The organism is Cellulomonas sp. NPDC057328 (assembly GCF_042667215.1).
Classification (GTDB): domain Bacteria; phylum Actinomycetota; class Actinomycetes; order Actinomycetales; family Cellulomonadaceae; genus Cellulomonas.
Genome location: NZ_JBHUZW010000111.1, coordinates 1 through 13,144, shown reverse-complemented (window position 1 = coordinate 13,144; position 13,144 = coordinate 1). Strand labels below are relative to the sequence as shown.

Here is a 13,144-nt window from a genome sequence, read left to right as displayed (position 1 = left end):
GCTCCCCCGGCGGCCGGGCCGGCCCTCGCACGACCGGCCTTCGCACGAGAGGACCCCCGATGTCGCGATCCGCGGCCCCCGAGGCCCCGCCCGCCGCACCCGGCGCGCTCCGGACGGGCACCACCCCGCCGCTGCGCACCGCCCGGCAGCGCCGGCAGCTGCACCGCACCGAGCACCGGTGGGCCATGGCGTTCGTCGCCCCGCCCGTGGTCGGGTTCCTGCTGTTCACGCTCTACCCGGTGCTGTTCGCGGGGTACGCGTCGCTCACGAGCTGGAACGGGCTCGGCCCGATGCGGTTCGTCGGGCTCGAGAACTACACGCGGCTGGTCGGCGACGAGTACTTCCGCCAGTCGTTGTTCAACACGTTCTTCTACATGATCGGCATCCCGATCGGCCTGGCGCTGGCCCTGCTGCTCGCCATCGCGCTGAACCGGCGCATCGCCGGGCGCACGGCCTTCCGGACGATCTACTACGTCCCGGTGATCTCGTCCCTCGCGGCGATCGCGATCGTCTGGCAGTTCGCCTACAACGGCGACTTCGGCCTCGTGAACCAGGTGCTCGCGTGGTTCGGCGTCGACGGCCCGAACTGGCTGCAGGACACCGCCACCGTGAAGCCCGCGATCATCCTCATGATGGTCTGGAAGGGCCTCGGCTACTCGATGCTGCTGTACCTGGCGGCGATCCAGTCGGTGCCCGCCTCGCTGCACGAGGCGGCGGCGCTCGACGGCGCCGGGTGGTGGCAGCGGCTGCGGCACATCACGCTGCCGATGGTCCGCCCCGTGACGTTCTTCCTCGTCGTCACGAACATCATCGCCGGCGCGCAGCTGTTCACCGAGATCAACATCATGACGCCGACGGGCGGCCCGGAGTTCGGCTCCGCGTCCGTGGTCTGGTACATCTGGCGCCAGGCCTTCCGGTACCAGCAGATGGGGTACGCGACGGCCATGGCCATCGTGCTGGGCGTCCTCGTCCTCGTCATCACCCTGATCCAGTTCCGCCTGAACCGGCGCAACAGCTTCAGCATCGACTGAGGGGCCTGCCATGACCACCATCCCCACCCTGCCGCGCCGCACGCCGGCCCGCCGCGGGCCGGGCGCGACCGGCGTCGGCGCCGGCCGCGAGAGCCGCGTCGTCAACGCCGTGCTGCTCGTCGTGCTGTCGGTCTTCGCGATCGCCATGCTCGCGCCGCTCCTCTGGATGTTCACCACCGCGGTGAAGACCAAGCCCGAGGTGTTCGCGCTGCCGCCCGTGCTGTGGCCGGACGCCCCGCAGTGGGACACGTTCGTGCGCATGTGGACCGAGGCGCCGATCCTGTCGGGCTTCAGGAACTCGATCATCGTGGCCGGCACGGTCACCGTCGTCGGGTCGGTGACGTCGGCGCTCGCGGCGTTCGCGCTCGCGAAGATGCGGCTGCCGGCCAAGAACGCGATCTTCCTCGGCCTGCTGTCGGGCCTGATGATCCCCTACCCGACGATCATGATCCCGCAGTTCGTCATGTTCTCCCGGCTGCACTGGGTGGACACCCTGCTGCCGCTGATCGTGCCGCTGCTGTTCGGCAACATCATCATGATCTTCTTCATCCGCCAGTACCTCGAGTCGGTCCCGGACTCGCTCATCGAGGCGGCGAAGATCGACGGCGCGTCGTACCTGACGATCTTCGGGCGGATGATCGTGCCGATGATCCGGCCCGCCATCGCGGCGCAGTTCATCCTCTGGTTCATGACGGTGTGGAACGACTACCTCGCGCCGATCCTGTACCTGAACTCGCCGGGCAAGCAGACGCTGCAGGTCGTCATCGCGAACCTCAACGTCGAGTACGCCACGCAGCGCGACTACCCGCTGATCATGGCCGCGTCGTTCGTCGCGCTGCTGCCGATCCTCGTGGTCTTCCTGGTGTTCCAGCGGCAGATCATCGCGTCCGTCGCCCTCACCGGCACGAAGGGCTGACGCGTGACCACCCTGGAGCCGGGCGTCGACCTCGTCCCCGACACGCGCGCGTGGGGCGGCGACCACGCCCACGACCCCACCGCGGTGCGCGACGACGACGGCACCTACTGGCTGTTCTCGACCGACGCGTCGGGCGACGGCCCCGTGCGGGGCGGCGTGCAGGTGCGCCGCTCCACCGACCTCGTCGACTGGGAGTTCCACGGCTGGGCGCTGCCGGGCGTGCCGGACGCCGCGGCGGCGTGGGCCGGCGCGCCGGGCCTGTGGGCACCCGAGGTCGTGCGCGTCGGCGGCGGGTGGCGGATGTACTGGTCGGCGTCGACGTTCGGGTCGCGCCGGTCGGCCATCGGGCTCGCCGTCGCGGCGCACCCCGCCGGGCCGTGGGAGGACCGCGGGCTCGTCGTGACGAGCGACGCCGTGCCCGCCGACGCCGCCGGGTCGCCGCACGGCGACGGACCGCCCAACGCCATCGACGCGGCGCTAGCCGTGGACGGCGACCGGCACTGGCTCGTCTACGGCTCGTTCTTCGGGGGCCTGCACGCGCTCGAGCTCGACCCGGTGACCGGCCTCGCGCTCGACGCGCCGGCACCGGGCGAGCCGAGCCCGGGGCCCGGCGTGCTGCTCGCGCGGCGGGCGGCCGACGTCGAGGGCGCGGTCGAGGGCGCGTACGTGCTGCCGCGCCCCGGCGGTGGCTGGGCGCTGCTCGCGTCGTGGGACTCGCTCTTCTCGAGCTACCACGTGCGCGCGGCCGTCGCCGACGCCGTCACCGGGCCGTACCGCGACCGCCTCGGCCGCGACCTGCGGGACACCGCGGCGGACGCCGGCACGGTCGTCCTGGCCGGTCACCGCCTCGCCGGCGGGCCCGGCCTGCGCGCGCCCGGGCACGCGTCCGTGCTCACCGAACCCGCGACGGCCGACGCCCCGGGCCGCCAGCTGCTCGTGCACCACGTGCGCGACGACGACGCCCCGGAGCGGCACCGCGTGCAGGTCCGCCGCCTCGTGTGGACGCACGACGGCTGGCCGCTCGTCAGCCCGCAGCCGTGGGCGGGGCCCGCCCGCGAGGACGACGACGAGCGCCGCTGGCCGGCCGAGCCCGCCGCGCTCACGGGCACGTGGGAGACGCTCGAGCCCGGCAGCGACCCGCGTGGCGTCGAGCGCGGACGCCTGCGCACGCTCGACGCGCACGACGTGCGCCCGATGGGCGACGGCCGGTTCACGTGGCGGTGGCCCGACGGCGCGCAGGCGTCGGCGGTGGTCCTGCCCGGCTGGGACGCCGTGCGCGGGCGGGCGACCCTCGTCCTCGTCGCGGTCGACGACCGCGGGCGGGTCACCACCGGCACGCGCGTGGGCGACGACGGCCCGGGGGCTGCGGCGTGACGCACGTCGGTGCCCCCGCACGGACGGCCGGCGACGAGGCCGTCGGCTGGGCCGCCCGCGTCATGACCGTGCTGCGCGCGCTCGCGCACGTGGTCGCCGCCCAGCTGCTGCTGGTGCTCGGCACGCTCGCGGGCGGCGTCGTCCTCGGTCTCGTGCCGTCGCTGCACGCCGCCGGGACGCTGCTCGCGCGGGTCGCGGCCGGCGCGCCGTCGGAGCACCTGTGGCGCGACTTCTGGACGACCTGGCGCGGCGGCTGGCGGCGGCTGAACGTCCTCGGTGCGCCGCTGTGGGCCGTCGCGGTGCTGCTGTGGCTCGACGCCGTCGCGCTCGGCGTGCTCACCGGGCCGGCGCGCGCGGCCGCCGGCGTCGGGCTCGCGCTCGCCGGCGCGTGGGCCGTCGTCGTCCTCGCCCACGTCCCGCCGGTGGCACGGCGCTACACCGACTCCCCCGCCCGCACGTGGCGGTTCCTCGTGCTCGCGCCCGCGCTCAGCCCGGGGACGTCGCTCGGCGTGCTCGCCGCCGTCGCCGTGTGGGTGCTCACCTGCGCCGCGGCGCCGGTGCTCGTGCCGCTCGCCGGCGTGACCGTGCCGCTGCTCGTCACCGGGTGGCTCGTCGACGTGCGGCTGGACCGCCTCGACGCACGCTGACCCTGACCGACCGCACGCCCCGGCTGCCGCGGCCGCCGGGGCGTCGGCGCGTCCGGCGGCATGCGCGGCGGCGGGTCAGCCCGCGTGCGTCGTGCGCTCGCCCGGCGTCGGGTCCACGGGCGCGCCGTCGCCGAGCGTCGACTCGCGCAGCACCACCGAGAAGTCCGCGACGACCTGCTGGAACGGCCGGTCCGCGGCCGGCTCGGCGATGCGCGCGAGCAGCAGGTCGACGGCCGTCGTCGCGATCTGCTCGCGGCCCGGGTGCACGGTCGACAGCGTGGGCGACGAGTACGCCGTCTCCTCGATGTCGTCGAAGCCGATGACGGCGACGTCGCCCGGCACGTCGACGCGCCGCGCGTGCAGGGCGTGCAGCGCCCCCAGCGCGAGGGCGTCGTTGAGCCCGAAGACGGCGTCGATGCCGAGGTCCGCGTCGAGCAGGCGCGTCATCGTCTCGGCGCCGGTCGCGCGGTGCCACAGGCCGGCCTCGCCGACGAGGGCGGGGTCGAACGGCACGCCGTTCGCCTCGAGGGCCTCGCGGTACCCCTGCAGGCGCAGGGCCGCGGAGCCGACCGTCTCCCCCGCGTGCGCGCCGACGACGGCGATGCGCCGGCGGCCGAGGTCGAGCAGGTGCTGCGTCGCGGCGCGGGCCGCCTCGACGTTGCTCATGGTGACGTGGTCCGCGGGACCGCCGAAGATGCGCTCGCCCAGCAGCACCATCGGGTAGCCGACGGCCGCGAGCTCGCCCACGTCGTCGGGCCCCAGCGCCAGCGGCGAGTAGATGAGGCCGTCGGTGAACTGCCGGCGCTGCCCGGTGAGCACCTCGAGCTCGCGCTCGCGCACCGCGCCCGTCTGCTCGATGAGCACCGTGACGCCCCGCTCCTCGGCCGCGCGGATCACCGAGTCGGCGAGCTCGGCGAAGTACGGGAGGGAGAGCTCCGGCACCGCGAGGCCGATGAGGCCCGTGCGGCCGCGGCGCAGGTTCCGGGCCGAGACGTTGACGTGGTAGCCGAGCTCGGCGATGGCCGTCTCGACCTTCTCGCGCGTCGTCGGGCGGATGTACGGGTAGCCGTTGACGACGTTGGAGACCGTCTTGATGGACACCCCGGCCCGCGCGGCGACGTCGTGCATCGTCACCGTGGCCGTCCGTCGACCGTTCATCCTGCCCGTCCCCGTCCCCGTCCTCGCCGCCGGTGCGCCGGGAGCGGCAGTCACCGGACGGCCGTCCCGTCCGGGCCACAGCGTGGCAGAGGCGCGGTGCCGGCGTCGTGCGCGGACGACCCGTGGTCGTCGGTGCGGTCGTCCGGACCGTCGTCCCGCCTGCCCGCGCCGGCCGCCGCCACCGGCAGCCACACCCGCATCGCCCCCGGGCCGCGGTTGCCCCACGCGTGGTACGGCACCAGGCGCAGCTCGAGCGGGGTGCCGTCGGCCAGGTCGGGCGGCACCGGGACGGTGCCCGACGCCCGCCACGGCGGCGCGTCGGCGGCCGGGCGGTGCACGCCGGCGACCCGGACGCCGACCGGCACGCCGAGCGCGGGCGTCGGCGGGCCGTCGAGCGGCTGCGCACCGGCCACGACGGCGACGTCCTCGAGCACGACGCCGTCGGGCAGGTCGGCCTGCTCGAGCGCCCACACCACGGGGCCGCGCCGCAGCGCGACGCACCCCCGCACCGCGTCGGCGTGCGGGTGCGGGGTCAGCGCGACGACGGGCATCGGCAGGTCGAGGACGACCGTGCGCACGGGCGCGCCGGGAGACGCCGGCACGGTCACGCGACCGCCGCGCACGTCGAGCGGCACGGGCGCGCCGTCGACGGTGAGCGTCACCGCGGCCGGGTCCGCCCACCCGGGCACGCGCAGGACGAGGTCGCGCACCAGCGGCGTGCCGCCGGGGTCCGCCGCCACCTCGACGCGGCCGTCCCACGGGTAGTCGGTGCGCACGCGCAGGACCGTGCCGTCGTCCGGGACGCGCACGTCCCCGGCGGCGTACAGGTGCAGCTGCACGGCGTCGTCGGTCACCGTCGCGACGTACGCGTGCAGCGACGCCGCGAGCCGGGCGAGGTTGGGCGGGCAGCACGCGCACGCGAACCAGTCGAGGCGGCCGCTCGGGTGGTACTCGTCCGTGCCGTCGTGGCCCGTGCGCAGCTGCAGCGGGTTCGAGTAGGTGAACGACCGGCCGTCGAGGCCCACGGCCGCCGGGACGGCGTTGACGAGCGTGCGCTCCATCGCGTCGGCGTACCGGGACTCACCCGTGAGCAGGAGCATCCGCCACGCCCAGTGCACCAGCGCGATCGCGGCGCACGTCTCGGCGTACGCGCGGTCGGGCGGCAGCTCGTGCGCGTCGCCGAACGACTCGTCCTTGTGCCGCGCGCCGAGCCCGCCCGTGACGTACGTGCGCGTCCGCTCGGCCGACTCCCACAGCCGCACGAGGGCGTCGAGCAGGACCTGCTCCCCGGTCTCGGCCGCGACGTCGGCGACGCCGGCGAGCAGGTACAGCTGGCGCACCGCGTGGCCGGTCACCTCCGTCGCCTCGCGCACCGGCACGTGGTCCTGGTGGTACGCCGGCGGGAACGGCCCGGACCCGAGCAGGCCGCGCCCGCGCAGGTCGACCTGGCGGCGTGCGAGGTCGAGCCACCGCCGCTCGCCCGTGAGCCGGTACAGCTCGACGAGCGCCGTCTCGACCTCCGGGTGGCCGTCGTAGCCCTCGGCGCCGTCGGGGCCGAGCCGGGTGTCGACCAGGTCGGCGAAGCGCGTCGCGACGTCGAGCAGGTCGGTGCGCCCGGTGGTGCGGGCGCGCGCGACGGCGGCCTGCAGCAGGTGGCCGAGGACGTAGAGCTCGTGGCTCCAGCGCAGCGCGGTGAGCTCGGTGCCGGGCGCGGTCAGCTGCACGTGCGAGTACAGGTAGCCGTCGTCGCGCTGCGCGGCGGCGAGCAGGTCGACGGCCGCGCCGACGAACTCCTCCCACGGCTGGTCGTCCGGCACGCGGCCGGCCTCCCACGCGAGGGCCTCGAGCGTCTTGTGCAGGTCGGAGTCCGCGAAGTTGAACCCGCGGAACTGCCTCTCGGCGCGCCCGGCCGTGACGCGCAGGTTGTCGAGCACGCCCGACGTCTCCAGGCGCTCCAGCACGTGCGGCAGCACGCGGGTGCGGTTGCGCTCCTGCCACGCGCCGAGCATGCCGTCGGCGGACAGGCGCACCGCGTCGAACGGCAGCGGGCGCAGGGCGCCGTGCGCGGCGCGTGGGGTGCAGGGGCCGTCGACCGGGGTGGTCGCGGCGACGGGCGGGGACGACGGCGTTGTCATCGGGCCTCCTTCGACGAGCCCACAGTACATCGATGTAGAGATGCCGTGGGCGCTCCGTCCCCGGACGCACGTCGGGCCCGGTCGAAGGACCGGGCCCGGGGTGCGCTGCGCTGCGCGGGTGCGCTCAGCTCACTTCTTGTTGCGGCGCTGGTGACGCGTCTTGCGGAGCAGCTTGCGGTGCTTCTTCTTCGCCATGCGCTTGCGGCGCTTCTTGATGACGGAGCCCATGAATGCCTCACTCGTGTCCGGTCACGGTCGTCAGGACCGCGAAGGTGGTCGGCCGACGCGCGGGGCGATGCGGGTTCGAGGCGACCGACCGGTCCACGCACGCAGAAGTCCGGGGGCCCACCTTACGGGATGGGGCCGCGAGCCCGCGAACCGGTCCCGCGCGACCGCCGCCGGGGCCCGTCCGCCGCCCTCAGGACGTGCGGCGGTGCTCCCCCGCGTCGCCGAGGTCGACGGTCGTCGACGAGCGCAGGTACGCGTCGAGGGCGTCCTGCGGGACGCGGAACGAGCGGCCGACGCGGACGGCGGGCAGCTCGCCCGAGTGCACCAGGCGGTACACCGTCATCCGGGACACGCGCATGAGGTCCGCGACCTCGTTCACGGTGAGGAACCGCACCCGTCCCTGCGGGTCGCGCCCCGGCTCGTCCATCGTCCGACCTCCCGACGGCCGGTCCAGCGCCGGCGGCGTGCCACCCACCGGCGGGGTGCTCGATGGTCACAGTAGTGGCGCGTGTGACGGGTGGGGAAGCCGGGACGGCGCGCACGGGCGCGGGGTCACCCGGACGGGTCTGCGGCGGGCACGCCGGCGCCCGCGGACGGCACCGGGCCCGCCCGGCACGCGGTCCTCAGTCCAGCTCGGGGTCGAGGCCGAGGGACGGGAAGACGGCCGCGCGCGTGGCCCGCACCGCCCGGTCGAGGTCGTCCGCGGGGTCGTAGCCCGCGGACCACGGCCGCGCCTCCACGACGCCGCCGTCCGTCATCACCGCGACCGCCTCGCGCCCGTAGCGCTGCCGCACCGCGGCCAGCCACCCGGCCGGCACGGGCGTCGCCGGGTCGACGGGCCGGTGCGTCGCGATGCCGATGAGGTGCGCCCACGCACGCGGCACGACGTCCAGCACCGCGTACCCGCCGCCGCCCAGCGCGAGCCAGCGGCCGTCGCTCACCTCGTGCGCGAGGGCGTGCAGGCGCTCGGCCGCGAGCCGCTGCCCGTCCACGCTCACGCGCAGCGACGCGAGCGGGTCCAGCCGGTGCGTGTCGCAGCCGTGCTGCGTGACGAGCACCGCCGGCCCGAAGGCCCTCAGCGCGGCGGGCACCACCGCGTCGAACGCGCGCAGCCAGCCGGCGTCGCCCGTGCGCGAGGGCAGCGCCACGTTGACGGCCGTGCCGTCCGCGCCCGGGCCGCCCGTCTCCCCCGGGTGGCCGGTGCCGGGGAACAGCGCCGCACCGGTCTCGTGCAGCGACACCGTCAGCACCCGCGGGTCGTCCCAGAAGACGGTCTGGACGCCGTCGCCGTGGTGCGCGTCGACGTCGACGTAGGCCACGCGCGGCACGCCCGCGGCGAGCAGCGCCCGGATCGCGACCGCCGCGTCGTTGTACACGCAGAAGCCCGACGCACCGCCCGGCATGGCGTGGTGCAGCCCGCCGCCGACGTTGACCGCGTGCGGCGCACGGCCCTCCCAGACCGCGAGCGCCGCGTCCACCGAGCCGGCGACGACGCGGGCCGCCGCCTCGTGCATCTGCGGGAACAGCGGGTCGTCGCGCGTCCCGAGCCCGCGGGCCGGGTCGGGCACGCCCCGCTCGGCGGCGGCGTGCACGGCCGCGACGTACGCGGGGTCGTGGACGGTTGTCAGCAGCGCGTCGCTCGCGGGCTCCGCGGCGACCACCTCGACGCCCGGTGCCGCGAGCAGGCCGAGGCCGGAGGCCAGCGCGATCGTGAGGTCGATCCGGTCGGACGTCATGGGGTGCCCGACGCCGAAGTCGTAGCCGAGCATCTCGGTGGACCAGACGACCCGCACGGGCGCGGTCGCAGCACCGTGGGGGGCCGCGTCGGTGGCCGTCGCCGTCATGGGCTCACCGTCCCACCGCCGCGCGGGCCGTGTCGACCGGACCGGCGGGTCCGGCGGTCGGCCGGCGGTCGACCGACGCAGCGCACCACCACGGCCGACGCGCCGCGTCGGTGCCCGGCTGTCGGTGCGCCGTGCCAGCATGGGCCCTTGCCCGGCGCGAGCCGGGCCGTCGTCCGCGTCCGCCGCCGCAGGTCGGGCGCACCGGGGTCGGGACGGCGGGTCACGGGTCGGGGCACGGCGGGAGGCGGCATGGCGGCAGGACCGGGCCTGCTGTGGCGCGCCCGCGAGTACGTCGACCGTGCGGCACGCCAGGGGCCGGCACGGCTGGCGCTCGCCGTGTTCGCGCTGGTGGTCGTCGTCTTCACGGCGCTGCTGTCGGCGCCGTGGGCGACCGCGCACGGGCAGCGCGCACCCTTCGTCGACGCGTTCTTCACCGCGACGTCGGCGACCACCGTCACGGGCCTCGTCACCGTCCCCACGGGCGAGTACTGGTCCGCCTGGGGCCTGGTCGTCATCCTCGTGGCGATCAAGGTCGGCGGCCTGGGCGTCATGACGCTGGCGTCGCTGCTCGGCATGGCGGTGTCGCGACGCATCGGGCTGACGCAGCGGCTGCTCGTCTCGTCGGAGACGAAGGTCACCCGTCTCGGCGAGGTCGGGTCCCTGGTGCGGACCGTCATCGTGACGTCCACGGTGCTCGAGGTGGCGATCGCGCTGGTCCTCTTCCCGCGGCTGGTGCTGCACGAGGGGAACGCGGGCACCGCCGCCTGGCACGCGGTGTTCTACGCGGTCTCCGCGTTCAACAACGCCGGCTTCGTCCCCACCCCCGAGGGGCTGGAGCCGTTCGTCTCCGACTGGTGGATGCTGCTGCCGATCATCGTCGGCGTCTTCATCGGCTCCCTCGGGTTCCCGGTCATCCTCAACGTGGCCAACCGGCTGCGCGAGCCGCGCCGGTGGAGCCTGCACACCAAGATGACGATCACGATGAGCATCGCGCTGCTGCTCTTCGGGTCCGTCGTCGTCGCGGCCTTCGAGTGGACGAACCCGGGGACGTTCCAGCCGCTCGACTGGGCCGGCACCCTGCTGGCGTCGCTGTTCGCCGGCATCATGCCGCGCTCGGGCGGGTTCTCGACCGTCGACGTGGGCGAGATGCACGAGGGCACGTGGCTGCTGCTCGACGCGCTCATGTTCGTCGGCGGGGGGTCCGCGGGCACCGCCGGCGGCATCAAGGTGACGACGCTCGGCGTCATGCTCCTCGCGATCGTCGCGGAGGCGCGCGGCGACCGGGACGTCGAGGCGTTCGGCCGGCGCATCTCCCCCGACACGCTCAAGGTCGCGATCGCCGTCGCGTTCGTCTCCACGACGTTCGTGCTCGTCGCGTCGCTGCTCCTGCTGGCGATGACGGGTCTCACGCTCGACGTCATCCTGTTCGAGGTGATCTCGGCGTTCGCCACGTGCGGTCTGTCCACGGGGATCACGCCCGACCTGCCCGACCCGGCGAAGTACGTCCTCGCCGTGCTCATGTTCATCGGCCGGACCGGCACGATCACGCTCGCCGCGGCGCTCGCGCTGCGCAACCGTCGTCGCGTCGTCCGGTACCCGGAAGAGAGGCCGATCATTGGCTGACAGCCTGCGTGCCGGCGGCGGCGAGCCCCGCACCGCCCCCCGCTCCCCCGCCAAGGGGTCCGGCATCCTCGTCATCGGCCTCGGGCGGTTCGGGTCGTCGATCGCCGCGACACTCGACCGGCTCGGGCAGGACGTGCTCGCCGTCGAGCAGAAGCCCGAGCTCGTCGCGCAGTGGGCGGGGCGCGTCCCGCTCGTCGAGGCGGACGCGACGAACCCGGAGGCGCTCGAGCAGCTCGGCGCGCGCGACTTCCCCGTCGCGGTCGTCGGCGTCGGGTCCTACCTCGAGGCGTCCGTGCTCATCACCGGCAACCTCGTGGACATCGGCGTCCCGCAGATCTGGGCGAAGGCGATCTCGAGCGAGCACGCGCGCATCCTGCAGCGCATCGGGGCGCACCACGTCGTGCTGCCCGAGGCCGACGCGGGGGCTCGCGTCGCGCACCTCGTCTCCGGCCGCATGCTCGACTACATCGAGGTCGAGGACGGCTTCACGGTCGTGAAGATGCGCCCGCCGAAGGAGACGCAGGGCTTCACGCTCGCGCAGTCGAAGATCCGCGAGCGCTACGGCGTCACGGTCATCGGCGTGAAGAGCCCCGGTGTGGAGTTCCTCTACGCGACGCCGGAGACGCGCATCTCGTCGAACGACCTCATCATCGTCGGCGGCCACGCGGACCTCCTCGAGCGGTTCGCGGCGCGGCCGTGAGCACCACGGGCACGGGCAGGGCCGCGGCGTGGGGCGCGCCGGTCCGCGAGCTGCTGCGCGCGCGGCCGGGCCTCGCCCTCGCCGACGTCGACGCGTCCGCCACCCCCGGCTTCGACCGGCGCAAGGCCGACGCGGTGCCCGCCCTCGCCGCGCTGGGCGCCGCGCTGTCCGATCTGCAGGAGCGGCTGTTCGCGCACGGGCGCACCGGCGGCGACCGCTCCGTGCTGCTCGTCCTGCAGGGGCTGGACACCGCCGGCAAGGGCGGCATCGTCCGGCACGTGCTCGGCATGGTCGACCCGCAGGGCGTCGCCCTGCGCGCGTTCGGCGTGCCGACGCCGCAGGAGCGCGCGCAGCACTTCCTCGCCCGCGTCCGCGCCGCCCTGCCCGCCCCGGGACGCATCGGCGTCTTCGACCGCTCGCACTACGAGGACGTCCTCGTGCCGCGCGTCGAGGGCGCGCTCGACGCGGCGGCGCTCGAGGCCCGGCTCGCCGAGATCACGGCGTTCGAGGCGGAGGTGGCGGCGCGCGGCACGACCGTCGTGAAGGTGCTGCTGTGGGTCTCCCCCGACGAGCAGCACGCCCGCCTGCGCGAGCGCCTCACCCGTCCCGAGAAGCACTGGAAGTACGACCCGCGCGACGTGGACGTGCGGCGGCAGCGCCCCGCCTACGAGGCCGCGTACGCCGACGTGCTCGCACGCACCTCGACGGACGTCGCGCCCTGGTACGTCGTCCCCGCGGACCGCAAGTGGTACGCGCGGCTCGCCGTCAGCGTGCTGCTGCACGACGCGCTGGCGGACCTGCACCTCGGCTGGCCGGAGCCGGCCTACGACGTGGCCGCCGAGCTGGCCCGGCTCGACGCGACCGCCTGACGCGGTCCGTCAGGGGCTGCCGACCGGGCCCGTGCCCACGGCGCGCAGCGCGTCGCCCGTGAGCCGGTACCCGGTCCACTCGTCCATCGGCACGGCCCCGAGCGCGCGGTAGAACGCGATCGAGGGCGCGTTCCAGTCGAGCACCGCCCAGTCGACGCGCGTCCAGCCGTTGGCCACCGCGACCGCCGCGAGCGACCGCAGCAGCGCGAGGCCGTAGCCGCGGGCGCGGTGCGCCGGGTCGACGAACAGGTCCTCGAGGTACACGCCGTGCCGGCCCGTCCAGGTCGAGAAGCTGCGGAACCAGACGGCGATGCCGACGACGGCACCGTCGACCTCGACGACGTGCGCGAACACCGCCGGCGCGGGGCCGAAGAGCGCGTCCGTCAGGTCCGCCTCCGTCGTCCGGACCGCGTCCGGCTCCCGCTCGTACGCCGCCAGCGCGTGGATGCACGCGAGGATCCCCGCCTCGTCGCCGGGTCGCGCGACGCGCAGCACCCCGCCCCCTGCCAGCCGCTGCTCGTCCACGGGCGGCGACCCTACCCGCGGCGCGACCCCTCCCCCTGCGCGGGCCGCGTCGCGGACGACGCGCCCGGGGGCGGGACGGCCGGACCGGCCGCCC

Annotated in this window: 13 protein-coding genes; 7 read left to right on the top strand and 6 right to left on the bottom strand. The window is 75.4% G+C overall.

The features are described from left to right. Positions 1-59 precede the first annotated feature (59 nt). The 4 genes from ACFUMH_RS15820 to ACFUMH_RS15805 are packed head-to-tail and all read left to right on the top strand — an operon-like array spanning position 60 to position 3,968. Positions 60-1,031, top strand: a complete 972-nt coding sequence (locus ACFUMH_RS15820; protein WP_378207624.1) for a carbohydrate ABC transporter permease — start codon at positions 60-62, stop codon at positions 1,029-1,031. A gap of 10 nt (positions 1,032-1,041) precedes the next feature. Beyond that, on the top strand, positions 1,042-1,947 hold the full coding sequence (locus tag ACFUMH_RS15815; RefSeq protein WP_378207621.1) for a carbohydrate ABC transporter permease: 906 nt from the start codon (positions 1,042-1,044) through the stop codon (positions 1,945-1,947). 3 nt (positions 1,948-1,950) lie between these two features. Further along, entirely contained in the window at positions 1,951-3,321 is a 1,371-nt protein-coding gene (locus ACFUMH_RS15810) for an arabinan endo-1,5-alpha-L-arabinosidase (RefSeq protein ID WP_378207618.1), read from the top strand. Next, positions 3,318-3,968: a YesL family protein gene (locus ACFUMH_RS15805; RefSeq protein ID WP_378207615.1), complete on the top strand. Its 651-nt coding sequence runs from the start codon at positions 3,318-3,320 to the stop codon at positions 3,966-3,968. The genes ACFUMH_RS15810 and ACFUMH_RS15805 overlap by 4 nt, the downstream gene beginning before the upstream one ends. A gap of 75 nt (positions 3,969-4,043) precedes the next feature. Here the strand turns inward: ACFUMH_RS15805 and ACFUMH_RS15800 are convergent, their stop codons facing one another. The 5 genes from ACFUMH_RS15800 to ACFUMH_RS15780 all read right to left on the bottom strand — a co-directional run bounded on the left by ACFUMH_RS15800 (position 4,044) and on the right by ACFUMH_RS15780 (position 9,333). Beyond that, the gene (locus ACFUMH_RS15800; RefSeq protein ID WP_378207630.1) at positions 4,044-5,096 is read right to left on the bottom strand and encodes a LacI family DNA-binding transcriptional regulator; all 1,053 of its coding nucleotides are present in this window, start codon (positions 5,094-5,096) and stop codon (positions 4,044-4,046) included. Positions 5,097-5,176: 80 nt separating this feature from the next. Further along, on the bottom strand, positions 5,177-7,261 hold the full coding sequence (locus tag ACFUMH_RS15795) for a glycoside hydrolase family 127 protein (RefSeq protein WP_378207612.1): 2,085 nt from the start codon (positions 7,259-7,261) through the stop codon (positions 5,177-5,179). 129 nt (positions 7,262-7,390) lie between these two features. Continuing rightward, entirely contained in the window at positions 7,391-7,489 is a 99-nt protein-coding gene (locus ACFUMH_RS15790; RefSeq protein ID WP_003792170.1) for a 30S ribosomal protein bS22, read from the bottom strand. A gap of 190 nt (positions 7,490-7,679) precedes the next feature. Then, on the bottom strand, positions 7,680-7,916 hold the full coding sequence (locus tag ACFUMH_RS15785) for a helix-turn-helix domain-containing protein (RefSeq protein WP_378207609.1): 237 nt from the start codon (positions 7,914-7,916) through the stop codon (positions 7,680-7,682). 196 nt (positions 7,917-8,112) lie between these two features. Beyond that, complete coding sequence (locus ACFUMH_RS15780) at positions 8,113-9,333, bottom strand: acetoin utilization protein AcuC (RefSeq protein WP_378207606.1); 1,221 nt, start codon at positions 9,331-9,333, stop codon at positions 8,113-8,115. Positions 9,334-9,582: 249 nt separating this feature from the next. Between ACFUMH_RS15780 and ACFUMH_RS15775 the strand changes: the two genes are divergently transcribed. Genes ACFUMH_RS15775 through ACFUMH_RS15765 form a run of 3 tightly spaced genes read left to right on the top strand, consistent with a single transcriptional unit; the run spans position 9,583 to position 12,525 of the window. Beyond that, entirely contained in the window at positions 9,583-10,956 is a 1,374-nt protein-coding gene (locus ACFUMH_RS15775; protein ID WP_378207603.1) for a TrkH family potassium uptake protein, read from the top strand. A 4-nt stretch (positions 10,957-10,960) separates the two neighbouring features. Continuing rightward, positions 10,961-11,656, top strand: a complete 696-nt coding sequence (locus ACFUMH_RS15770; protein WP_378207627.1) for a potassium channel family protein — start codon at positions 10,961-10,963, stop codon at positions 11,654-11,656. Beyond that, positions 11,653-12,525, top strand: a complete 873-nt coding sequence (locus ACFUMH_RS15765; RefSeq protein WP_378207600.1) for a PPK2 family polyphosphate kinase — start codon at positions 11,653-11,655, stop codon at positions 12,523-12,525. Before ACFUMH_RS15770 ends, ACFUMH_RS15765 begins: the two co-directional genes overlap by 4 nt. A gap of 9 nt (positions 12,526-12,534) precedes the next feature. Here ACFUMH_RS15765 and ACFUMH_RS15760 read toward each other — a convergent pair whose 3' ends face one another. Then, the gene (locus ACFUMH_RS15760) at positions 12,535-13,050 is read right to left on the bottom strand and encodes a GNAT family N-acetyltransferase (protein ID WP_378207597.1); all 516 of its coding nucleotides are present in this window, start codon (positions 13,048-13,050) and stop codon (positions 12,535-12,537) included. Positions 13,051-13,144: the final 94 nt, after the last annotated feature.

Coding starts and splice junctions, on each gene's coding strand:
- ACFUMH_RS15795 (WP_378207612.1), bottom strand. CDS start 7,261: ATGACAACGCCGTCGTCCCCGCCCGTCGCCGCGACCACCCCGGTCGAC.
- ACFUMH_RS15820 (WP_378207624.1), top strand. CDS start 60: ATGTCGCGATCCGCGGCCCCCGAGGCCCCGCCCGCCGCACCCGGCGCG.
- ACFUMH_RS15775 (WP_378207603.1), top strand. CDS start 9,583: ATGGCGGCAGGACCGGGCCTGCTGTGGCGCGCCCGCGAGTACGTCGAC.
- ACFUMH_RS15815 (WP_378207621.1), top strand. CDS start 1,042: ATGACCACCATCCCCACCCTGCCGCGCCGCACGCCGGCCCGCCGCGGG.
- ACFUMH_RS15785 (WP_378207609.1), bottom strand. CDS start 7,916: ATGGACGAGCCGGGGCGCGACCCGCAGGGACGGGTGCGGTTCCTCACC.
- ACFUMH_RS15780 (WP_378207606.1), bottom strand. CDS start 9,333: ATGACGGCGACGGCCACCGACGCGGCCCCCCACGGTGCTGCGACCGCG.
- ACFUMH_RS15800 (WP_378207630.1), bottom strand. CDS start 5,096: ATGCACGACGTCGCCGCGCGGGCCGGGGTGTCCATCAAGACGGTCTCC.
- ACFUMH_RS15790 (WP_003792170.1), bottom strand. CDS start 7,489: ATGGGCTCCGTCATCAAGAAGCGCCGCAAGCGCATGGCGAAGAAGAAG.